20 protein-coding genes are annotated in these 20,264 nt (G+C 70.7%); 12 read left to right on the top strand and 8 right to left on the bottom strand.

Annotated elements, in window-relative coordinates:
* Positions 1 to 164 precede the first annotated feature (164 nt).
* On the bottom strand, positions 165 to 941 hold the full coding sequence (locus ACSHV8_RS24960; protein WP_436536252.1) for a DUF2071 domain-containing protein: 777 nt from the start codon (positions 939 to 941) through the stop codon (positions 165 to 167).
* A 434-nt stretch (positions 942 to 1,375) separates the two neighbouring features.
* Here ACSHV8_RS24960 and ACSHV8_RS24955 point away from each other — a divergent pair, with 434 nt between their 5' ends.
* Together ACSHV8_RS24955 and ACSHV8_RS24950 are read left to right on the top strand one after the other, a co-directional pair.
* Positions 1,376 to 1,639: a pilin gene (locus tag ACSHV8_RS24955; protein ID WP_436536250.1), complete on the top strand. Its 264-nt coding sequence runs from the start codon at positions 1,376 to 1,378 to the stop codon at positions 1,637 to 1,639.
* A 3-nt stretch (positions 1,640 to 1,642) separates the two neighbouring features.
* Entirely contained in the window at positions 1,643 to 2,578 is a 936-nt protein-coding gene (locus tag ACSHV8_RS24950; RefSeq protein ID WP_436536248.1) for a hypothetical protein, read from the top strand.
* 8 nt (positions 2,579 to 2,586) lie between these two features.
* Here the strand turns inward: ACSHV8_RS24950 and ACSHV8_RS24945 are convergent, their stop codons facing one another.
* Positions 2,587 to 3,654, bottom strand: a complete 1,068-nt coding sequence (locus ACSHV8_RS24945) for a MerR family transcriptional regulator (RefSeq protein WP_436536246.1) — start codon at positions 3,652 to 3,654, stop codon at positions 2,587 to 2,589.
* Between the two features lie 74 nt (positions 3,655 to 3,728).
* On the opposite strand from ACSHV8_RS24945, the gene ACSHV8_RS24940 reads away from it, so the two are divergent.
* The 7 genes from ACSHV8_RS24940 (at position 3,729) to ACSHV8_RS24910 (ending at position 12,014) form a co-directional block, all read left to right on the top strand.
* A complete protein-coding gene (locus ACSHV8_RS24940) occupies positions 3,729 to 4,553 on the top strand; it encodes a PrgI family protein (RefSeq protein ID WP_436536244.1) in 825 nt (274 codons plus the stop codon).
* A complete protein-coding gene (locus ACSHV8_RS24935; RefSeq protein WP_436536242.1) occupies positions 4,550 to 6,310 on the top strand; it encodes a VirB4 family type IV secretion system protein in 1,761 nt (586 codons plus the stop codon). Before ACSHV8_RS24940 ends, ACSHV8_RS24935 begins: the two co-directional genes overlap by 4 nt.
* The gene (locus tag ACSHV8_RS24930; RefSeq protein ID WP_436536240.1) at positions 6,307 to 8,553 is read left to right on the top strand and encodes a type IV secretory system conjugative DNA transfer family protein; all 2,247 of its coding nucleotides are present in this window, start codon (positions 6,307 to 6,309) and stop codon (positions 8,551 to 8,553) included. The genes ACSHV8_RS24935 and ACSHV8_RS24930 overlap by 4 nt, the downstream gene beginning before the upstream one ends.
* 79 nt (positions 8,554 to 8,632) lie before the next feature.
* Complete coding sequence (locus ACSHV8_RS24925; protein WP_436536238.1) at positions 8,633 to 9,556, top strand: replication-relaxation family protein; 924 nt, start codon at positions 8,633 to 8,635, stop codon at positions 9,554 to 9,556.
* 26 nt (positions 9,557 to 9,582) lie between these two features.
* The gene (locus ACSHV8_RS24920; RefSeq protein ID WP_436536236.1) at positions 9,583 to 10,137 is read left to right on the top strand and encodes a helix-turn-helix domain-containing protein; all 555 of its coding nucleotides are present in this window, start codon (positions 9,583 to 9,585) and stop codon (positions 10,135 to 10,137) included.
* 116 nt (positions 10,138 to 10,253) lie between these two features.
* On the top strand, positions 10,254 to 11,252 hold the full coding sequence (locus ACSHV8_RS24915) for an RNA polymerase subunit sigma-70 (RefSeq protein ID WP_436536234.1): 999 nt from the start codon (positions 10,254 to 10,256) through the stop codon (positions 11,250 to 11,252).
* Between the two features lie 21 nt (positions 11,253 to 11,273).
* On the top strand, positions 11,274 to 12,014 hold the full coding sequence (locus ACSHV8_RS24910) for an SDR family oxidoreductase (protein WP_436536232.1): 741 nt from the start codon (positions 11,274 to 11,276) through the stop codon (positions 12,012 to 12,014).
* A gap of 6 nt (positions 12,015 to 12,020) precedes the next feature.
* Here ACSHV8_RS24910 and ACSHV8_RS24905 read toward each other — a convergent pair whose 3' ends face one another.
* On the bottom strand, positions 12,021 to 12,440 hold the full coding sequence (locus tag ACSHV8_RS24905; protein ID WP_436536230.1) for a winged helix-turn-helix transcriptional regulator: 420 nt from the start codon (positions 12,438 to 12,440) through the stop codon (positions 12,021 to 12,023).
* Between the two features lie 72 nt (positions 12,441 to 12,512).
* Here ACSHV8_RS24905 and ACSHV8_RS24900 point away from each other — a divergent pair, with 72 nt between their 5' ends.
* Positions 12,513 to 13,313, top strand: coding sequence for an MBL fold metallo-hydrolase (locus ACSHV8_RS24900; RefSeq protein ID WP_436536228.1), 801 nt, complete (start codon positions 12,513 to 12,515; stop codon positions 13,311 to 13,313).
* On the opposite strand, the gene ACSHV8_RS24895 is transcribed toward ACSHV8_RS24900, so the two are convergent.
* The 3 genes from ACSHV8_RS24895 to ACSHV8_RS24885 form a co-directional block, all read right to left on the bottom strand.
* Positions 13,299 to 13,883 carry a hypothetical protein gene (locus tag ACSHV8_RS24895; protein ID WP_436536226.1) on the bottom strand — a complete coding sequence of 195 codons (585 nt, stop codon included), beginning with the start codon at positions 13,881 to 13,883 and terminating at the stop codon, positions 13,299 to 13,301. The genes ACSHV8_RS24900 and ACSHV8_RS24895 overlap by 15 nt on opposite strands.
* Before the next feature lie 354 nt (positions 13,884 to 14,237).
* Complete coding sequence (locus ACSHV8_RS24890) at positions 14,238 to 14,903, bottom strand: nitroreductase (protein ID WP_436536224.1); 666 nt, start codon at positions 14,901 to 14,903, stop codon at positions 14,238 to 14,240.
* A gap of 562 nt (positions 14,904 to 15,465) precedes the next feature.
* The gene (locus tag ACSHV8_RS24885) at positions 15,466 to 15,882 is read right to left on the bottom strand and encodes a hypothetical protein (protein ID WP_436536222.1); all 417 of its coding nucleotides are present in this window, start codon (positions 15,880 to 15,882) and stop codon (positions 15,466 to 15,468) included.
* Between the two features lie 97 nt (positions 15,883 to 15,979).
* Between ACSHV8_RS24885 and ACSHV8_RS24880 the strand changes: the two genes are divergently transcribed.
* Entirely contained in the window at positions 15,980 to 16,186 is a 207-nt protein-coding gene (locus tag ACSHV8_RS24880) for a hypothetical protein (RefSeq protein WP_436536220.1), read from the top strand.
* A 140-nt stretch (positions 16,187 to 16,326) separates the two neighbouring features.
* Here ACSHV8_RS24880 and ACSHV8_RS24875 read toward each other — a convergent pair whose 3' ends face one another.
* Complete coding sequence (locus ACSHV8_RS24875) at positions 16,327 to 17,613, bottom strand: MFS transporter (protein ID WP_436536218.1); 1,287 nt, start codon at positions 17,611 to 17,613, stop codon at positions 16,327 to 16,329.
* Complete coding sequence (locus tag ACSHV8_RS24870) at positions 17,613 to 18,860, bottom strand: ATP-grasp domain-containing protein (protein WP_436536216.1); 1,248 nt, start codon at positions 18,858 to 18,860, stop codon at positions 17,613 to 17,615. Before ACSHV8_RS24870 ends, ACSHV8_RS24875 begins: the two co-directional genes overlap by 1 nt.
* A 285-nt stretch (positions 18,861 to 19,145) precedes the next feature.
* Between ACSHV8_RS24870 and ACSHV8_RS24865 the strand changes: the two genes are divergently transcribed.
* A complete protein-coding gene (locus ACSHV8_RS24865) occupies positions 19,146 to 20,261 on the top strand; it encodes an acyl-CoA dehydrogenase family protein (RefSeq protein WP_436536214.1) in 1,116 nt (371 codons plus the stop codon).
* The last annotated feature ends 3 nt before the right edge of the window (positions 20,262 to 20,264 follow it).

The following is a 20,264-nucleotide window of genomic DNA, read 5'->3' as shown; positions in this document are numbered from 1 at the left end:
GGACTTCGCCTCGCCGTCCCAGAACTCGGGGTCGGCGTACGTTTCGGTGTGTTGCAAAACCCCGGCGTGGGAGCGAGGCGCCGCCACAGCGGTCTGCGGCCAGGTCGCGGCTCTCCACCTTGCTGACGCGGACCTGTCGTCGAGCGCGCTGGCGCGCGGATCGTTCAGGGCCGGTGGGTGAGCCCGTGGTAGGTCCAGCGATATTTCGCGTTCGTTGTGCGGGCGACACTGTCCAGAACGGCTCCGGCGTCCAGCCAGGGTTGCACCAGCGACCCGCGGACCTCACGGGCGGCCAGCGGTTCATAGCCCTTGTCCTCTTTGAACAGGTCGAGGACGGTGAGTTGCCCTTCGTGCCGGGACGCTCCGTAGCTCCGGATCCCCTCGGCCAAGAAGGCCGAGAAGTCCCCGAGCGTGGGGAACAGCGACGACGACCATCGTTGGGTCGGGACGGCTCGACCGTTGAAGTGGTCGTTCCCCAGGGCGACCCGAAACGACTCGTCGTCTCTGCTGATGTTCGCGGATAGATGCTCGTGCTGGGCCGAGAACCCGGCCGCGGTGAAGAGAGAGCCGAGAGCCGAGTTGGTCGTGCGCTCGGTGACGAAGACGGCTGGGCGGCCGTCTGATCTCTGATCGAGAACTCCGTAGCGCCGCGCCGCACTGACGCTTCGGACGCCGAGCAGGGAGGGAACAGGACCGGCCGTGACCTTGCTGAGCCGCAACACGCACACCGAGGCAACCGCGTCGCCGTCTACGAGCTGGGGGGTCAGCCAGGCAACCGGGAGCAGGCGTTCCAGGTGGTCGGCGGGCAGACGGTAGTTGAAGATGATGCGTTCTTCGACCAGAGCGCGAACTGAGGGCAGATGACTGCCCGTCGCCGTCAATTCGGGGGGATCAAGTACCGGCATAGGGCACAAGTCTGCACGCCAGTGCTGCGATGCCACCAGCGCCCACCGGATTCCCCCGACGATGCCGGTGGCCGATGTCCGCTGTTAAGCCTGGTCGGGCCGATACCATCAATGACCCATCCTCGACGCGCGCGTGAAGGATTTGGTGCGGCACACATGTGATCCTCACGTCCGGGTCGCTGCGGATCGGCGTCCGCGGTTACGGCCTTCACCGTGTTGGCCAACACGGAAGAGTCCACCCGGCGAGTGCTGCCCCACGCGCGATTCGGCGCACGCGGCGGGCTCTCGGCGTACGTAATAGGCAGCAAGCTCGGCCGAAGCCAACCGTGAGTTGACCGCTGATCGTTGCCCAACCGCCGCAGGCGTTGGGTGGTGTCCGGTTGGTGTTGGGTGGTGTCCGGTGGCCTACAGCCGGCCTTGGTGAGTGCGACCTCGATCGAAGTCGCCCCCTCACCATCCCGGAGGCACTCATGCTGTCCGCGCCGCACACCGTCCTGGCCGTCTACGAGCTTCCGCAGATCATCGCCAACCTGCGCACCTGGGTGATCGGTATCGCCGCCGCGATCGCCACTCTGTTCCTGACCGTGGCCGGGATCCGGTACATGCTGGCCAACGGGGATGCCGCCGAGGTCGAGCGGGCCAAGACCGCGTTCCGGTGTGCGCTGATCGGCTATGCGATCGCCGTGTTGTCGCCGGTGTTCCTGACCATCCTCAAGGGTCTGATCGGGGCCTGAGCGATGATCGAGTGGACGCTCAACGGACTGCTCGGCCCGCTGCTGGGCCTGCTGTCCACGCTGGTGCTGGCCGGGCTGGACCTGGCCTGGCGGCTGCTGTCGATGACCGCCCTGGTGGTTCCCGACGTCACCGAACTTCCGCAGGTCGCCGCCATCATGACCACCGCTCTCGGGGTGGCCGACACCTGCTACTCGGTGGCGTTCCTGTGGACCGGGGTGATGGTCATGAACCGGGAGTGGCTGCAGGCCCGGGCCGGCCTCGGTGACCTGATCCCGCGCCTGGTCGTCGGGCTGGTCGCGGCCAACTATGCGCGGCCGATCTGTTCCGGGGTGGCGCAGGCGGCCAACGCGTTGACCGTCGCCCTGACCGGGCCGCGCGGGGCGTCGCCGGTGCCGAGCATGCGGGCCGCGGTGGCCTCGGCGACCGACGGGATCACCGGCAGCAACCCGCAGGACTTCCTGATTCTGATCGTCGGCGCGATCGTCGCCGGGCTGGCGTTGACGCTGGTGGTGCAGTGGATCAGCCGGGCCGGTCTGCTGATTCTGCTGGCCGCGGTCGCGCCGCTGGCCCTGGCGTTGCATGCCACGCCGCAGACCGAGCCGGTCGCCAAGTTGTGGTGGCGGGCGATGCTCGGCACCCCGGCGACCGTGGTGCTGCAGGCGATCGGCCTGCACGTCGCGCTGCAGGTGATGCTGGATCTGCGGCACGCGTGGCCGGTGCTGGGCCTGTCCGGTACGCCCGGCGCGATGATGAATCTGCTGGTCGTGGCGTGTCTGTTGGGTGGCACGATCCGGATTCCGGCGCTGATGGGCCGGTTCGTGCTGCAGACGCGACCGAGCCGGATCCCCGGGCTGCTGCGGGTGCTGGTCCTGCAGCAGGCGATGACCGTGTTGCGGGTGCGCCCGGGGGCCGGCCGCAGGCGGCGGGGCGGACGATGAGAAACGACCTACTCCACGACGATGTCCGCGACGACGCAGGCGATGTTGTCCGGGGCGCCCGCCGCGTAGGCGAGCTCGATCAGTCGCTGCACGGCCGCTTCCGGCTCGCCGTCCCCGGCCAGGGCGCCGTGCAGGTCGGCGCGGCTGACGACGGCGGACAGGCCGTCGGAGCACAGCAGGTAGCGGTCACCGGCCAGGGCGGTGCGCAACGCCAGGTCGGCTTCGACGGGACGGCTGCTGCCGCCGAGCGCGCGGGTGAGCAGGGCGCGCTGCGGGTGAACGGCGGCCTGGTCGGGGCGGAGCTTGCCGTACTCGATCTGGTTCTGCACCCAGGTGTGGTCCTGGGTGAGCTGCGCGAGTTCACCGCCGCGCAGCAGGTAGACGCGGGTGTCGCCGACGTGCACCAGGGCCAGTTGCGAGCCGCGGCGCAGCAGCGCGGTCAACGTGGTGGCCGGTGGGTTGTCGCCGCTGCCGGTGGCACGCACCGCGCGGTCGACGTCGTCGACGGTCGCGGCCAGCATGGCGAGCAGGTCGACGGCCGGTCGGTCGGCCAGTTCGAGGGCTTTGAGCGCGTCGACGGCCGCGGCACTGGCGGCGGCGCCGGCTCCCCGGGTGCCGTCGGCGACGGCCAGCAGCCGGTCACCGGCGTAGGCGACGTCCTCGTTGCTTGCGCGGGCCTGGCCGGGGTCGCAGCGCACGGCGTACCGCATGGTCAGGGTCGGTGTGCTGGCAGACATGGTGGCGTCCTTCCGGGACAGTTGCTCGACGAGTCGGGCGACGTGTTGTGCGCGGTCCGCGGTGTCGGCGGTGACCTGCTGCCAGTAGGCGGTGAGCGCCTCGGCGGCCGCGCCGGGCTCCAGGTCGCACACGGTGCGGATGTCGGCCAGCGGCATGCCGATGCGGCGCAGCTGGGCGATCAGCCGGGCCCGGGCCAACTGCCGCGGGTCGTAGAACCGGTAGCCGGACTCGGGGTCGACCGCGGCGGGCGGCAGCAGCCCGACCTCGTCGTACAGGCGCAGCGCCTTGCTCGTCAGCCGCGCCGCCCGGGCGAACGCGCCGATCGTCAGCAGCTGCACGGGGTCATCCTCCTCGGGCCGGTCGGGACCACCGTGGGGCTTGCCCCAGGGGCAAGGTCAAGGGCGGGCCGGCGATGAACGCCTCGACCGACGAGCCGTACCGGGCCCGGATCCCGGCCGACATCGACACCCCCGACAAGATCGCGTACGGGTTGACCGCCCGTCAACTGGCCGTGCTGGCGGTCGCCGCGGTGCTGGGCTACGGCCTGTACACCGCGCTGATCCGGGTGCTGCCGGCACCGGTGGCCGCCGGGATCCTGCTGCTGCCGGCCGGGCTCGCGCTCGCGCTGGCCCTCGGGCGCCGCGACGGGCTGGGCCTGGACAGCTGGCTGTGGGCCGGGCTGCGCTACCTGCGCCACCCGAAACTGCGGGTGGCCCCACCGGCCACCGGCGGCATCAGCGACGACGGGGTCATCGACACCGGCACGCACACGATCGCGCTGGTCGCCGGCACCACCGTCAACATCGGGCTGCGCACCGCCGACGAGCAGGCCGCGCTGATCGGCGGCTACGGCCGGTGGCTCAACAGCCTGTCCGCGCCGGTGCAGATCGTCGTGTCCACCCGCCGGGTCGACCTGTCGAGCCAGGCGCAACGCGTCGGCGACAACGCCGCGGCGATCACCGCGCCGGGGCTGGCCGCGCTGGCCCGCGACTATGCCGCGTTCCTGGCCGAGCTGGCCGAGGACCGTGATCCGCTGTGGCGCACGATCACCGTCGCGCACACCGCCACCCAACCGGCCGACGCGCTGCGCCGGGCCGAGCACACCGCCGGCGCGCTGGCCACGCTCGGCGCCGAGACCGTCGTTCTCGACGGGGGTGCCGCGCTCGCGGTCCTGACCTGCGCGGTCGACCCCTACACGCCGGCCGGCACCGGATGGCCCCGGGCGGTGACCCCATGAAAGACAACGGCAAAGACAATTTCCGCCGTACGGCCATGGGTGCGCTGCCCAGCCCGAACGTCACCCACGAGCACCCCGACCACGTGCAGGTCGCCGACGGCTGCACGGCCACGTTGATCGTCACCGGCTATCCGGCCGAGGTCGGGCCGGCCTGGCTGGAACCGCTGCTGTCCTGGCCCGGACGCCTGGACGTGGTGCTCTACATCGACCCGATACCGGGGCCGGCGGCCGCCACCCGGCTGCGCCGTCAACGCGCCCGCCTCGAATCCAACCGGCTCGCCGACGCCGGTCGTGGCCGGGTCAGCGACCCGCTCACCGAGGCGGCCGCCGGTGACGCCGCCGAACTGGCCGAACGGGTCGCCCGCGGCGAGTCGAAACTGTTCCGGGTCGGGCTGTACCTGAGCGTCACCGCGGCCGGCCCGGACGAACTGCGCGAAGCGGTGGCCGGGGTGCGCGCGACCGCGGCGTCGGTGCTGCTGGACACCCAACCGGCGACCTGGCGGCAGCTGCAGGGCTGGCACAGCGCGCTGCCGCTGGCCGACGACCGGCTCGGCGCGAAGCGGGTGATGGACACCGAAGCCCTGGCCGCGGCGTTCCCGCTGGCCGGAGCCGACCTGCCGGCGCCGCTGCCGGGACGACCCGGGCCGGGCGGGGGAGTGCTCTACGGCCTCAACCGGGCCTCGCACGGCGTCGTCTGGTGGGACCGCTGGTCGCAGGACAACGCCAACGGGGTCGTGCTGGCGCGCAGCGGCAGCGGCAAGTCGTACTTCGTCAAACTGGAGATCCTGCGCTCGCTCGCCGGCGGCGTGCACGTCGCCGTCATCGACCCGGAGAACGAGTACGTACGGCTGGCCGAGGCCACCGGCGGGGTGAGCCTGGTGCTCGGCGCCGGCGGGGTGCGGCTCAACCCGCTCGACATCGCACCCGGCGACCGGCGCGATCAGGCCCGCACCCGGCGGGCGCTGTTCCTGCACACCCTGGTCGCGGTGCTGCTGGGTGAACAGCCGCCACCGGCGGAACGCTCCGCGCTGGACCGGGCCGTGGTCGACGCGTACGAGCAGGCCGGGATCACCACCGACCCGGCCACCTGGCACCGGCCGGCCCCGCTGCTGCGCGACGTCGCCGCCGCCCTGACCCGCCACGGCGGGGCCGCCGGTAAAACCCTGGCCGCGCGGCTGAGCCCGTGGACGCACGGATCGTTCAAGCAACTGTTCGACGGGCCCACCACCACGGTCCCGGCCGGCCAGTTCGTCTGCTGGTCGACCCGGGCGCTGGCCGACGAACTGCGCCCGGCCGGGATGCTGCTCGCCCTCGACGCGATCTGGCGCGACGTCGACACCGTCGAAGCCGACCCGCCGCGCCGGCTGGTCGTGGTCGACGAGGCGTGGACGCTGATGCGCGACGGCGAAGGCGCCCGATTCCTGGCCCGGCTGGCCAAACAGGCCCGCAAACGCCGGGCCGGGCTGCTGGTCGCCTCCCAGGACGTGCTCGACCTGCTGGGCAGCGACCTCGGGCAGATCGTGGTGGCCAACGCGGCCACCCAGGTGCTGCTGCGCCAGGCACCCCAGTCGATCGACCTGGTCGCGCAGTCGTTCGGGCTCAGCGCCGGCGAAGCCCGGACGCTGCTCACCTCCCGGCGCGGTGAGGCGCTGCTGCTGTCGGGCACCCACCGGGCCGGTTTCCGGATCGTGGCCGCCCCGGCCGAACACCGGCTCTGCGCCGGCGACCTCGACCTGTCCCCGGAAGGCCAACCATGATCACCATTACTGTCGGGTTGTCGGTGCTGCTCACGGCCGTGTTGGCCGCCGGGCTGCTGGTGTCGGGTGAACGGCGCGGCCGGCGGATGGCCGACCACGGCCGGCAGATCCAGATCAGCGCGCCACCCCTCGTGGACCCGGCCGGAGCGACCGTCTTCTGGGCCACCCTGGCCGAAGCGCTACGCACCGGATGGCGCGGCCGACTGCGGCACGGGCGCGCCTACGCCGGCTACGAATACCGGTGGGACGGGCGGCAACTGCGGATCGTGGTGTGGCTGCCGCGCACCGTCGCCGTCGACCCGGTCCTGGCCGCGATCCGCGGCGCCTGGCCCGGCGCGGCCTGCAAGGTCGCGGCGGCCACGGTTCCGCTGCCGTCACCATCGGCCGGGGCCGCGGGCGCCTCCCTGGCCCCGGTGCTACCCGGCTGGTATCCACTGCGCACCGAGCACCACAACGATCCGCTGCGCACCCTGATCAGCGCGGCCGGGCAGCTCAGGACCGGCGAGCAGGCGTGCGTGCAGATCCTGGCCCGGCCCGCCACCGGCCGGGCCCGGCGCCGGCTGATCCGTGGTGTGCGGGCGCTGCGCGGTGGCCCGGCCGGGCCGGGGCTGCTCGACCCGGCCGGCTGGCTGCTGGCCGTCCTGGACTTCGTCACCGGGGCGCCGCCCCGGCCCACCGGCCGGAGCACGACGCCCGCGGATCCGCAGCGGGAACGCGATGCCCGGGCCGCGCTCGACCAGCTGGCCGGGCCGCACTGGGAGGTCGCCGTGCGCTGCGCGGTGAGCTCCCCGCGCGACGCCGCCGGGCCGGCCCGCGCGATCGCCGCCGCATTCGGGCCGTTCACCGCCCGCAACCGGCTGCGGGCCCGGCGGCTGCGGCACCCGGCGCACCTGGTCAACGGGCGGCGGCTGCGGCACGGCTTCCTGCTCACCCCGGTCGAACTGGCGATGCTCGGCGCACTGCCGCGCGACATCGCCGTACCCGGAATGGATCGTGCCCGGGCCAAAGCGATGCCGGCGCCGACGGAAATCGCGACCGGAGGTCGCGACGCGAAAGTCCTCGGCCGTGCCGAGGTCGGCGGACACTCGGTCGCCCTGCGCGCCGCCGACGCCCGCCAGCACCTGCACCTGCTCGGCTCCACCGGCTCGGGCAAGAGCACCCTGCTGCTGAACCTGATCCTCGACGACATCCACGCCGGACGCGGCACCGTGGTCATCGACCCCAAAGGTGACCTGGTCACCGACCTGCTCGACCGGATCCCGCTCGAACACGCACGCCGGCTGGTGCTGCTCGACCCCGACCAGCCCGACGGCCCCACCCTCAACCCCCTCGAAGGCGCCGACCACGACCTGCTGGTCGACAACGTGGTCAGCATCTTCGGGCGCATCTTCGCCAAACACTGGGGGCCGCGCATCGACGACACCCTGCGGGTGGCCTGCCTGACCCTGCTGCGCAAACCCGGCGCCACCCTCACCCAGGTCCCGGAACTGCTCAACGAACGCGACTTCCGCCGCAAATACACCCAGGACCTCGACGACCCGGCCGGGCTCGGCGGCTACTGGAGCTGGTACGAGACCAGCCCGCTGCAACTGCGCTCCACCGTGATCGCACCGGTCCTGGCCCGGCTGCGTTCGCTGCTGCTGCGCGACTTCGTCCGGCACACGTTCGGATCCGCCCGCTCCAGCTTCCACATGGGGCGCGTGCTCGACGGCGGCATCCTGCTCGCCCGGCTGCCCAAAGGCCAGATCGGCGAGGAGACCGCCCGGGTGATGGGCTCGTTCGTGCTGGCCAGCGCCTGGCAAGCGGCCACCGCCCGGGCCCGGCTGCCCGCCGACAAACGTCGCGACGCGGCCGTCTACATCGACGAGGCCCACAACTTTCTCAACCTGCCCGGCTCGGTCGCCGACATGCTCGCCGAAGCCCGCGGCTACGGGCTGAGCCTGGGCCTGGCCCACCAGAACCTGGCCCAGATGCCCCGCGAAACCCAGCTGGCCGTCTCCGCCAACGCCCGCAACAAAGTGTTCTTCTCCTGCGCGCCCGAAGACGCCACCCAGCTGGCCAGACACACCGCACCCGAACTCGACGACCACGACCTGTCGCACCTGGACGCCTACACCGCCGCCTGCCGGCTGATCGTGGCCGGCCGCGAGACCGCCGCGTTCACCCTGCGCACCCCGCCGCCGCGGCCCGCCCTGGGCACCGCCGGGCAGCTACGCGAAGCCCTGGCCCGGCCCCGGACCTGAGCCCGGCCCGCCCCCGGCCCCGTACGGCCGGGTCTCGCCCACCCAACACCGCAGCTCGGAGGCCATGTTGAGCGCTGCCATGCCACCCCGACAGTTTCCTGAAGGGGAAACCCCCGGACGGGGGAACGGACTTCTTTCCATCTCGCACCGGCTGCGGGTCCGCGACTACACCATCGCGAACCTGCTCGACGAACACAGCACGCTGACCACCGACCAGCTCACCGCGATCCTGTTCGAGCACCGCACCACCTGCCGGCACCGGCTGCACGCCCTGCGCCGGCTCGGCTTCATCGACCGGTTCATCCGCAACCGGCCCGGCGAACCCAACCCGGCCTGCTGGGTGCCCGGCACCCTGTCCGCGCGATACGTCGCCCTGGCCCGCGACGAGAACCCACCCAGCCCGCGGGCGCTGCGCGACCGGCAGGACCGGGCCTACGCCAGCCCGTACCTGGACCATCTGCTGGAGGCCAACCAGTTCTTCGTCGACCTGCTGGTCGACGCCCGGCACCGCAGCGACGCCGGGCTGGTCCGCTGGTGGTCGGAGCGCACGACGGTGGCCGCGTTCGGCCGGCGCGTGCACCCGGACGGCCACGGCGTGTGGCGCGACGCCGGCGGCGAGACCGGTTTCTTCCTCGAATACGACCGCGGCACCGAATCGCTGACCCGGCTGGTCGACAAACTCGGCGCCTACCGGCGGCTGCGCGCCGACGGCGGACCCGCCTATCCGGTCCTGTTCGCCCTGCCCAGCCGCGCCCGCGAACAACACCTGCAGGCCAAGCTCGACAACCATCCGCTCGGCGCCGTCACGGTGGCGACCTGCGTGAGCCGGCCGGGTGTCAGCCCGGCCGGGCCGGTGTGGCAGGTGGCCGGGCATCCGCCGCGGCGGATCAGCCTGGCCGAGATCCCGGGCGACCACGGGCCGGCCGGCCCGCTGACCCCGGGCCCGGCCACCCCCGCACATCACCCGCTGGCGCTGCTCACCGGCGTCCCCCTGCTGCCCTGAACGCCCACTCCCGGACGGAGCCCGACGTGAACGCTGCCCACCTCTCGGTCGGCCAAGTCATCAAGGCCGCGATGCTCGCCTCCAAAGACCTGAAGAAGACCGAACGCGACACCCTCATCGCGATCATGGCGCACGCCAACGGCAAGGGGATCGCCGAACCGTCGGTGCCCGGCATCGCCGAATACGTCGGCAAGTCGGCCGACACGATCTCACGCATCATCGCCAAGCTGGTCGATCTGGGCCGGCTGATCGTGCAGCGCCGCCGAGGTGCCCGCTCGATCTACCGGCTCCCGGCCGAAGCGATCGCCCGCGTCGTCCGGGCCGCCGACCCCCGGCAGAACCGCACCGGACCACCCGCAGAACACACGACAAGTACCGGCAACTCCAGCGGGGTTCTGCGGGACGAAGTTGGTTACGAAGCTTCGGAAGAAGCACGCGGCGGCCGGGCCCCTCGATGGCAGTGCCGGGGCGCCGCGTTGCCGGTCTCGCCGCACGGTCGCGAGCGCTGTCCCCGGCACTTCGGCAACTACGTCGGCGCATGCTCCCCATGCGCCTCCGAGCTGCTGGCCGGCGCGCCCTGAGCCGTCCTACCCCCAGGACGCGTGCAACCTTTGGTTGCGTTAATGGTGGCACGGGACAGAATGAGGTGGACTCTTCGGTGATTTTCGGTGCGCGCCGGGATCCGTACGGGAAGGAGGTGGTTGGTTTGAAAAAGGTTGAGCTCAGGGCCGGCGCGGCGGAGTTCGCGAAGGTGGCGGAGCCGTGGCGGCGGGAGATTCGGGCGCACTGTTATCGGATGCTCGGGTCCGCGGCCGATGCCGATGACGCTGTTCAGGAGACGTTTCTGCGGGCCTGGCGCGGGTTCGCGGGGTTCGAGGGGCGCTCGTCGGCGCGGACCTGGCTGCATCAGATCGCCACCAACGTCTGCCTGCGCATGGCCGAGCAGCGGGCCCGTCGGGTGCTGCCGGCCGATCTCGGCGATCCGGAGGGCGACGGTCATCGGCCGGCCCGGGCGGCGCCGGGGGACACGCGGTGGGTGGGGCCGCTTGCGGTCGATCCCGCGGACCAGGCCGGCGGCCGGCAGCGGATTCGGCTGGCGTTCATCGCGGCGCTGCAACATCTACCGGCCCGGCAGCGGGGTGTTCTGCTGCTGCGCGACGTCGCCGAGTTCCCGGCCGGCGAGGTCGCCGAGATGCTGGGGATGACGCGGGTCGCGGTGAACAGTGCGCTGCTGCGCGCCCGTGACCGGATCTCGCGGGACGCGCCCGACCCGGACGAGATGAGCGAGCCCGGCGACGCCGCGACGCGTGCCGTCGTGGATCGGTACGTCGAAGCGTTCGAACGGGCCGACCTCGGTGCGCTGGCCGCGATCCTGCGCGCCGATGTCGTTCTGGAGATGCCGCCGCATGCGACCTGGTTCGCGGGCCGGGAACCGGCTCTCAATTTTCTGGGCCGGCATGTGCTGCTGGAACCGGGCCGGTTCCGCATCCGGTGGGTGCCGTCCGCCGCGAACGGGTTACCGGCGTTGGCGATGTACGCCCGCGAGCCGGACGGCGAGTATCGGGCGCACGCGCTGCACCTCATCGACTCGGCTCGCGACGGCATCCGGCACATTCACATCTTCCTGCAGCCGGATCTGTTCGACATGTTCGGGCAGCCGGTGAGTCTCGCCGACAGCCGGGATCTACCTCTCTGACGAACCCTCAGGGAGGAAACAATGTCAGAACTTGCCGGAAGCTCCGTCGTGGTGGTCGGCGGCAGCCGCGGTCTCGGTCTCGCCACGGCGCTCGCCGCCCGCGACGCGGGTGCGACCGTGACCGCGGTGGCCCGGGACGCCGCCCCGCTCGCCGGGATCGACGGGCTCAACAGCATGCCGGGCGAGGCCACCGACGAGAGCTTCGCCGCGAAGGTGCTGGCCGACGTCCGCCCCGACCTGCTCGTGATCACCGCGGGCGCCGTGCCGCCGATGCGACCGCTGACCGGTCACACGTGGGAGACGTTCTCGGTGAACTGGCATGCCGACGTCCGCATCGCCTTCACCTGGTTGCGCGCCGCGCTGAGCACACCGCTCCGGCCCGGGTCCCGGGTCGTCGTGTTCGGCAGCGCCGCCGAGCTGCGCGGGTCGCCGCTCAGCGGTGGTTACGCCGGGGCGAAGGCCATGGTCCGATTGATGACGGGCTACGCGGCGGCGGAAGCGAACGGCCTCGGCATCACCATGACAACCGTGCTGCCCGTGATCACGCCCGGGACCACCATCGGAAAAACGGCGATTGATGCGTACGCGATGAAGGCCGGCCAGACATCGGAGCAGTTCCGGATCGGGTTGACGGCGGCCCCGACCCCGGAGTCGGCCGGCGCCGCCATCGTCGCACTGGCCACCACGCCCGGTTCGACCTGGGAGAATGCGTACATGCTGGACGCCGGGGGCCTGCGGCCGATCGCCCATGCGCCGGCTTGATGATTGCTACCGCGGCTCGGCGTCGAAGCTCAGGCGCGACCTTTCGATGCCGTCAATGTTCTGGTGAGCCCAGGAACGGACCGCGGCCAGAGGTTCCAGCACGGAACGGCCCAGCGGCGTGAGCAGGTACCAGACCTGGGGCACTTTCGCCGTGTCCGATCGGCGGGTGACGAAGCCGTCTCGTTCCAGGCTGCGCAACGTCTGCGTGAGCATCTTCTCGCTGATGCCGTCGGCGGCATCGCGCAGCTGCCCGAACCGCCGCGGTCCGTTTTCCAGCTGGTCCAACAGCACCACCGTCCACCGGTCGGCGAGCCGGTCGAGGGTTTGGCGGGTCGGGCAGGTCAGGGTGGGCGGCGCAGCCTCGGATCGGTCACGGGCCGACCGGCGGCTGCCCGGTCGCGGCCGGATCCGCGGCGGTGACGACATGGCGTGAGACTAACCCGCGCACTTGCAAGTGCGTACTTGATCGAACGGCCGGGGCTCGCCGATCGTGGAGTCATGGCGGAACCCGCACCTATCAGTCACGTCCGGTTCGGCGGCACCACGGTTACCTACCTTCCCGATGGTGTGGTGCGTACCGATCCGCTCGTGGCGTTTCCGGACACGGCACAGGCCGACTGGGACTGCTATCCGGATCTGCTCGACGGCGATGGCCGGCTGGTGGTCAGCGTCGGCTCGTTCCTGATCCGCAACGAGGCCGGCCTGACCCTGATCGATCTGGGGCTGGGGGATACCCACTTCGAGGTCCCGGCCGTGGCCACCTACGACGGCGGCCGGTTGCTGACCAGCTTGAGCGCGGAAAACCTGTCCCCGGCCGATATCGACTTCGTCCTGTTCACCCACCTGCATCGTGACCACGTCGGCTGGGCCGGCGACGGCACCGGCGCATTGACCTTCGGCAACGCCCGTCACATCGTCGACGAGCAGGAATGGAACCACTGGCGGACGTCCGGCGACCCGACCGGCCCGGATCCGGAGACGGTCCTCGCGCCGTTGACCCCGGTGATCGAGTTCTTCGACGCCCGGGTGCCCGTGCCCGGGATCCGCGCGCTGCCGACGCCTGGCCACACTCCCGGGCACACCAGTTTTCTCGTCACCGACCCGGAGACCGACGAGAACGTCCTCATCCTGGGCGACGCGATGCACACCCGTGCGCAGCTGGAGAACCTCGACTGGACGTTTCGCTCCGACCACGACACCGGCCTCGCGTCGAGGCAACGCGCCGACCTGCATGGTCATCCGGCAATCGCTGGTGGTCACTTCTCCGGCAGCGTCTTCGGCCGCTCAGGCGCTCGGTGAGAGCTCCAGGTCGACCAGGAAGCCGCGGGCCTGCCACTGCTCTTCCGGCAGCTGGTCATAGGCCAGCTGGAAATACTCCTCGGGGCTCATTATCTGCACGGTCCCGGGATCGGGGTCCTGGTCGTCAGGCATCGGTTCGTCGCTCAGGCGCGTGGGGGAAGCATCCGGGACGTCGGTCAGTCGCACGGCCCCGGGCCGGCGGATCCACTCGTCGGCGCCGCGATCATGCAGGTCACGCACGACCCGGACCCGCCGGACGACGCCCACCGTGGCGGGCAGCTCGTTGATCATGCCCAGGAAGGCGTCGAAGCCCAGGCAGCCGTCGAGCGTGACCTCACCGGTCTCATAAACGCCGGCCCGAATCGCCCGCAGATCGCCGGCCTCAAGAAGCTGCGCCCACGGCTCCCCGTCGACATCGAGCAGCGCGCCGGCCCGCAGAGCGACGTGCCGCAGCATCAGGTCGTCGGGGAGATCCGGGTCGTCGAGCCACCTGAGACGGGTCGAGATCCGTTCGCCCACCGACCAGACGGTGTCGCGGGGAGAAGTGTCGAGCAGGACCGGCCATAGCATCGCTTGATTCTGTCACTCGCGGTAATGGTCACGACGGATAGCGCCTGAGGCATGTGCGGGTCCACGCCGTATGACGCACACGTAGTTCGGCGGCCGTCAGGTCGGCGCGGCCGCCTACGCCGCGGCCGGGGCCAAGCGGTTGGTGCTCGCCCCGACCGGCCCGGACTGGTAGCGGGACTATGAGTTCGCCGCTGCCCTGTCGGCCTCGCGCGGATGATGCGGCTCAGCACAGTTGCCTTGGCGTGACGCTGGCTGGGTCGTTGTCGGGCCGAGGCTGGGCGGCCGGCGATGGGGCGTCGGAGGAGTGGCAGTGGCTGGATGTGCGCCGGTTCCGGGCGTTGCAAGAGGCCGGCGTCATGAGCCGATGAAGGTGACCGTCTCGGTCAGGGGTGCTCGATCGGTGCGGGCCCGTAGGGCGTTTTCCCGCTCGTAGCCTATGGAGAGGCCGCACAGCAGCTGGTGAGTGTCGGGGGCCCCGACTGTTTCGCTCACCGTCTTGCGGTACATCGTCCACATGACCTGCGGGCAGCTGTGCAAGCCCTCCGCTCTGAGCAGCAGCATCACCGTCTGCAGGTACATGCCGGCGTCGGCCCACTGGCCGGGGCCCATGCTGCGGTCCAGATAACAGAACAGGACCGCAGGGGCGCCGAACGCCTGGGAATTCAAGGCGGCGATCTTCATCGGCCGGTCGGGGTCGTCTCGCTCGATCTTCAAAGCTTTGTAGCGCTCGGTGGCGGCGGAGGAGAAACGTTCGAGGTACGGCGGAAGCAGGTCGGCCGGGTACATGGGGTACTCGCGGTCGTCGCCTGGATCCCGGGCCAATGCCCGTGCCGTGGCGCGCTGCTTCAGGGAGGCCAAGCGGCTGCCGGTCACCACATACACGTGCCACGGCTGGAGGTTTCCGCTCGACGGAGCCCACGAGGCGGCGGTCAGCACGCGTTCGAGCACCTTCCTCGCGACGGGCTGATCAGTGAAAGCGCGCACCGAGCAGCGGGTTTTCACTGCTTCGTACACGTCCATGTCTGCCTCCGGAGGGATCGTGCGGAACCGTTGCGGCCATGGTGCCCCGGATCGTCCAGCTGTCCCTTGCCATTGAGGTGTGTCCCTCGTACCAGCGAACTTTGTCCTCGTGAGGGTTTGTGCTCAGCCAGTGATGGCGTGCACTCCGCTGCGTTTTCGCTGCAGTATTCCACCAGTGCGTGGGCTGCAGCAGGGTCGATGTGCCGGCCACGGCGAAGGGCGCCCGCAACTCGGCGCCGCCCGGACGGATCGCAGCGGCTGCCGCGCCGCGCCGACATCCGTGACTACCTCGTCGACCGGCTCGGACCCACCCGGGTGGTGCCGCCGTCTATGCAAACGCACGGGTGCCATGCCCTGCCCGGTCCAGATCAACGCTGGCGACCACCGGAACCGCTGGCCGGCCAAAGGGGATTTCCGGGCTCCAGGCCGGTGAACTTCCTCCTCCTCGATCCGTCGTGTCTGGGGTACCCCGATCCGGGCCGAAGCTGAAGGAGGTCAGGCCGATGCCCGAGCAGGACGACGAACTCCTTGCCCACGCAAGGGCTGCGCTGCTTGATTCCGTTCAGCGCCAGCAGAGCGGCCCTGCAGTCCGGGCTGCGACGACAGTCGTGTTGACCGGGATCCTGGCGGCAATCGGCACCATCGCGTACGCCGGCGCGAACTCGAACCCGAGGGCACCGGCCTTGTCCGCGACCGGCTCGGAACCGATGCTCCCGCCAACCGACGTCATGGCGACGGCTTCGAGCAGGACGCCGCCGGCAGCGACAACGTCGCCGGCAGCGACAACGCGGACGTGGCAGTCTCCGCCGACCAAGTCAGGGCCACACCCGGTCACTGCACCCGCCACCGGTAGCACCGCATCGGCGAAGCCCGCAACAAAGCTGGCCAGGACCAAGTCATCCAGCACTACGGCCGCGCCCAAAACCTCGGCGACCAAGCGCCCTACGCCGGTCTGGCAATCCGCCACCATCGCAGGCACTCGGGTCCTACGGCCAGGCGAGTCCTGGTCAACCAATCGGCTCCGGCTCACTCTCGGCGCCGACGGCAACCTGACTCTTGCCGACCAGGGACACGTGGTGTGGCAGACGGGCACATCCGGCCGCGGCGGCAACAGCCTGGTCATGCAGGCCGACGGCAATCTGGTCCTTTACGACGCTGCGGGCGTCACCGTAACCAGCACCCGTACCGATGGACACGACGGAGCTGTCCTTGTTCTGGGCGCCGACGGCAGCCTCCGGATCGACTACAACGGCGGAACCCTCTGGCGGGCGCCACGTCACTGAGCTGCGGGAATGTCAAGAGCCGGCGCTGTCTCCGGTCCGGTGGTCACGTTGAGTGAGGCGTCAGCCGGGCAGAACCGGTGATAATCGCATGCCCCGCAGTGGCACTGGCATTCACCGGACTGACGGGGGCGTCCTTACTGTCAGCCCGGCGTCGCGGGCGCCTGCTTGCGCTCGGCGGGCACCGTTGATTCGACAAGCTGCTCCAGCGATCGCAGGCGGCGTGCAGGCGAGAAGATGATGAAAAGGCAGGTGCAGAACAGGCCGATGGTGCTTACCGCGAGGGCGGCACGCAGGCCGATGGTGTCACCGAGCCAGCCACCCAGTACGGCGCCGACCGGAATGATGCCGTAGGCGAGGAATAGGTACGTGGCGTTGGTGCGTCCACGCAGGTGATCCGGGGTGACGGTCTGCCGGATGACCATCGTGTGTACGTTGCAGCCGGTCACCCCGATTCCTTGGACGAAAAAGGCGGTCGCCAGCACGATCGGCGCCCAGAAGCCGCCGGGCGTGAACGGCACCGCGATCGGTGCGATGTCCCCGATGATGGCGGCGGCGACGAGCGTACGACCGAGCCCGACCGACTTCGCGATCCGCTCGGTGGCGACCGCGCCGAGCAGGGCGCCGACCGCGCCGACCGAGATCGCGATGCCCAGCGTTCCGGGGGTCATGCCCAGGTCGCGGATCGCGAACAACGCCAGCAGCGTGAGTACCGCCTGCCAGAACAGGTTGTAGCTGGCGGCCTCCCCGGCGAAGGCGCGCAGGTAGGGGTTCTTGAGGGTGGACCGGAAGCCCTCGGCGACGAGCCTGCGGGCCGGTGTCTGATCGCGCGGCCGGATCGGCTCGCGCTGGCGCACGGCCGCGTTGCTGAGCGCGGAGGCCAGATAGGAGACGCCGTCGGCGATGAGGGCGTACTGGGCGCCGATGGCCTGGATGAGCAGGCCACCAAGTCCGGGCCCGGCGATCTGTGCGGCGGATTCGCTGGCGGTCAGGCGCGAGTTGGCGTAGGTCAGCTGTTCGGTCGGCACCACCACGGGCAGGTAGGAGCGGTAGGCGATGGTGAAGAACACCCGGAAGAAGCCGGCCACCAGCGCGGCGGCCAGCAGCAGCGGGAACGTCAGCAACCCGAGCGCGGCAAGGATCGGTACCGCGCTGATGCCGGCCATCTGGCCGAGGTTCGAGGTGATCAGGATGGGCCGACGCCGCCATCGGTCGACGAAGATGCCGGCGGGCAGCCCGAGGACCAGGAACGGCAGATACGTGACGGCCCCGAGAATGCCCAGCTGGCCGGGGGTGGCGTGCAGGTAGGTGATCGCGGTCAGCGGTAGCGCCAGTTGCAGGATCTGCGTGCCGAACAGCGACGCCGTCTCACCCGACCAGATGTAGCGGAAATCGGTGCGCCACCGCTCGGTGGCCGTGGTGCTCGGCATCACGCGGGCTCGAGGTCGTAGAAGCCGAATCCGTCCAGGTAGATCATGGTCATGAAGTCTTGCCGAAGGGTGGCCCGGTCGGCGTGAGCCAGGCCGACCCAGAGCGGTTCGGAGCTGTCGTCGACGGTACGGTGCAGCAGGTCGCCGGGCTTGACCTTGAACGCGCTGTCTCGATAACTGCGCAGCTCGTGTACGAGCGGCAGCAGCGGGTACGAGCGCAGCGTCCCGTCGACCGGCGAGGCCATGAACACCATGGCGGCGTGGTGGTCGAGCCGGTACGGCTGACGGCTCTGGGCCAGGAACTGTTCGGGCTGCAGGTAGGCCTGCACGGTCCGGTCGACCTGGGACTCGCCGGTGGCCAGCGCCGCGAACTGCGCGACGTCCTCGCCGCACATCCGGGCGCCCGCCTCGACGATCCGCGGCCCGGCCGCGGTCAGCATCAGCTCCAGGTGGACGGGCCCGTTGCCGATGCCGAGAGCGTCGAGCACGGCGAAGGCGTAGTCGCGTAGCTCGTCGAAGACCTGGTCGTCGGCCGGGACGGAGGTCATGCCGTTGATCCGGTCCGGAATGCCGTTGACCGTGATCTTGCTGTACTCCCACATGTCGGTGAGCCGGTGCGTGCCGTCGCAGCTGACCGTGTTGACGATGTACTCCGTCCCGGACAGGTATTCCTGCGCGACCACGCCCTCGTTGCGAAGCCCGTACACGTTGACGCTCTGCCTGATCTTCTCGTACGCCGCGACGGAGGCCTCGGGCGTGTCGCAGAAGCTCACCCCGTCGTTGCGGGCGCTGCGGGTCGGCTTGACCACGATCCGCCCGCCGAGCCGGCGATGCCAGTCGGCGAGTTCGCCGGCCGAGCTCACCGACAGCTGCCGTGCGGTCGCCAGCCCGGCGGCCTGCACGGTCGCGATCTGCGCGTCCTTGGTGCGCCGCGCGTAGCTCAGCGCCGTGCCGTTGGTGCGCAGCCCGAGCGCCTCGCTGAGCTGGTCGGCGAGCTCGACGCCGGATTCGCCGCCGGCGATCACGACGATCGGCTCATGCGCGGCGACCGCCTTGAGTGTGGCGTCGAAGTCGCCGTGATGGACGATGCGGTCGGTGACCAGTTGCTCGGCCTGGGGCGAGGGCGGCTTGGCCTCGGGGTTGCTCTGCACCCTGATACAGGTCAGCCCCTGCGCGTTGAAGGCGGCGGCGAGCCGGGCCGCCGATCCGTTGAAGTCGACAATGGTCACCACGCCGGCTGCCGTCACTGCAGTCTCCCGTCCAGGCATCTTTACCGGGCATTCCGCGGAGCCATTACCCAGCTTTTCCTTTTTAACGCATCCCCTTCCGGGTTCGCGGAAATGATCAAAAAGGGGCTATGGGCGAATCGACATCGGCTATAGCTCCGACTGCTGTTTCCGTTGACAGGGCGAGGGCGGCCGTTCGTAGGCTGACACAGTGATCGCCGTCAAAGCCCGTGCTTTTCCTGGAGTGCCGCTCGACATCATCGGCGCGGCAAGGAGGACATTTATGCGCGTACTCGGAAAAGCCGTATGAGCGCGCCGGCCGTGACGCTCGGCGGCATCGGCGCCGGCTCCGACGGCGCTCAGGTGTGGCGCTCGCTGGCCGAGGCGCAGCTCATCACGACGGTCTACCGCGGCGGCGATCCGGGCAACGGCGTCGATCCGCACGCCCTGGGCGCTGTGCTGGCCCGCGTGGACGAGCACGCGCCGATCGGTGCCACCCTCTCGGTCTGCGTGCAACTCGCCTCCTGTCTTCCGTTGCTGGCCACCGGTGGTGAACCGGCGCGGGAACTGCTGAGCGAGGTGACCGGGAACGGTGCCGTCGTCGCGCTGGCCGCCACCGACGACACCGCCGGCAGCGACCTGACCGCCCTGAACACCGAGTTGATGATCGACGGCGAAAGTCTGCGGGTGACCGGCACCAAGCGCTGGATCACCAACGCCACTCACGCGGCTGCTTTCCTGGTGCTGGCCCGGACCGGACCGGGCCGTCACTTCACCAGCTTCACCTGGGTTCTGGTGCCGGCGGGAGAGCCGGGGGTGCAGGTCATCCCGGCCGACACCGACCTGTTCGACGGTTCCGGCACCGGGCACGTGCGATTCGATCAGGTACGGCTGTCGCGCGCCTACCTGGTGGGGCGCGTGGGCCGGGGGCTGGGCACGTTCGCGGCGCACATCGCCGTGGAGCGGCTGGCCGGCGCTCTCTGGGGGGTGGCGCTGTGCCGTCGTGTCCTGGCCGACACCAAGCGCAGACTGCAGGCCAGGGTGTACCACGACGAAACGCTGTGGCATTCGAGCAGCGTGCGGCAGCGTTTCGGACGATGTCTCGTGCTGGTGAAACAGCTGGACGCGCTGACCGTACAGCTGGGCGAGGCGGTGACCGCCCGCCGGGACACCACCGCCGCGGCCGTGCTCAAAGTCGGCGCGGCGGAGACCGTCGAGCGGGTCCTCGACGAGTGCGCCCACCTGCAGGGCGCCGACGGTTTCTCCCCGGCCGGGGCGCAGCGGCTACGCGCTCAGGCCGGGCTGTGGGGCATCGGCGGCGGCGTGACCGAGCTCGTCCTGGAGACGGTCGCGGACTCGGCCGACACGGTCCTCGCGGCGCTGGCCGGGGGCCCACCGCCCGCCCCGGCGCGGGTGAGGTAGTCA

The sequence above is a fragment of the Actinoplanes sp. HUAS TT8 genome, from assembly GCF_051380535.1.
GTDB lineage: Bacteria > Actinomycetota > Actinomycetes > Mycobacteriales > Micromonosporaceae > Actinoplanes.
The sequence above is the reverse complement of the archived record's forward strand: the minus strand, read 5'-3'. Positions and strand labels throughout refer to the sequence as shown.

Bases quoted from the DNA above. Each gene is read 5' to 3' on its own strand.
- ACSHV8_RS24935 (WP_436536242.1), top strand. From the start codon at position 4,550: ATGAAAGACAACGGCAAAGACAATTTCCGCCGTACGGCCATGGGTGCG.
- ACSHV8_RS24890 (WP_436536224.1), bottom strand. From the start codon at position 14,903: ATGGACGTGTACGAAGCAGTGAAAACCCGCTGCTCGGTGCGCGCTTTC.
- ACSHV8_RS24905 (WP_436536230.1), bottom strand. From the start codon at position 12,440: ATGTCGTCACCGCCGCGGATCCGGCCGCGACCGGGCAGCCGCCGGTCG.
- ACSHV8_RS24900 (WP_436536228.1), top strand. From the start codon at position 12,513: ATGGCGGAACCCGCACCTATCAGTCACGTCCGGTTCGGCGGCACCACG.
- ACSHV8_RS24955 (WP_436536250.1), top strand. From the start codon at position 1,376: ATGCTGTCCGCGCCGCACACCGTCCTGGCCGTCTACGAGCTTCCGCAG.
- ACSHV8_RS24925 (WP_436536238.1), top strand. From the start codon at position 8,633: ATGCCACCCCGACAGTTTCCTGAAGGGGAAACCCCCGGACGGGGGAAC.
- ACSHV8_RS24865 (WP_436536214.1), top strand. From the start codon at position 19,146: ATGAGCGCGCCGGCCGTGACGCTCGGCGGCATCGGCGCCGGCTCCGAC.
- ACSHV8_RS24895 (WP_436536226.1), bottom strand. From the start codon at position 13,883: ATGCTATGGCCGGTCCTGCTCGACACTTCTCCCCGCGACACCGTCTGG.
- ACSHV8_RS24950 (WP_436536248.1), top strand. From the start codon at position 1,643: ATGATCGAGTGGACGCTCAACGGACTGCTCGGCCCGCTGCTGGGCCTG.
- ACSHV8_RS24930 (WP_436536240.1), top strand. From the start codon at position 6,307: ATGATCACCATTACTGTCGGGTTGTCGGTGCTGCTCACGGCCGTGTTG.
- ACSHV8_RS24910 (WP_436536232.1), top strand. From the start codon at position 11,274: ATGTCAGAACTTGCCGGAAGCTCCGTCGTGGTGGTCGGCGGCAGCCGC.
- ACSHV8_RS24940 (WP_436536244.1), top strand. From the start codon at position 3,729: ATGAACGCCTCGACCGACGAGCCGTACCGGGCCCGGATCCCGGCCGAC.
- ACSHV8_RS24875 (WP_436536218.1), bottom strand. From the start codon at position 17,613: ATGCCGAGCACCACGGCCACCGAGCGGTGGCGCACCGATTTCCGCTAC.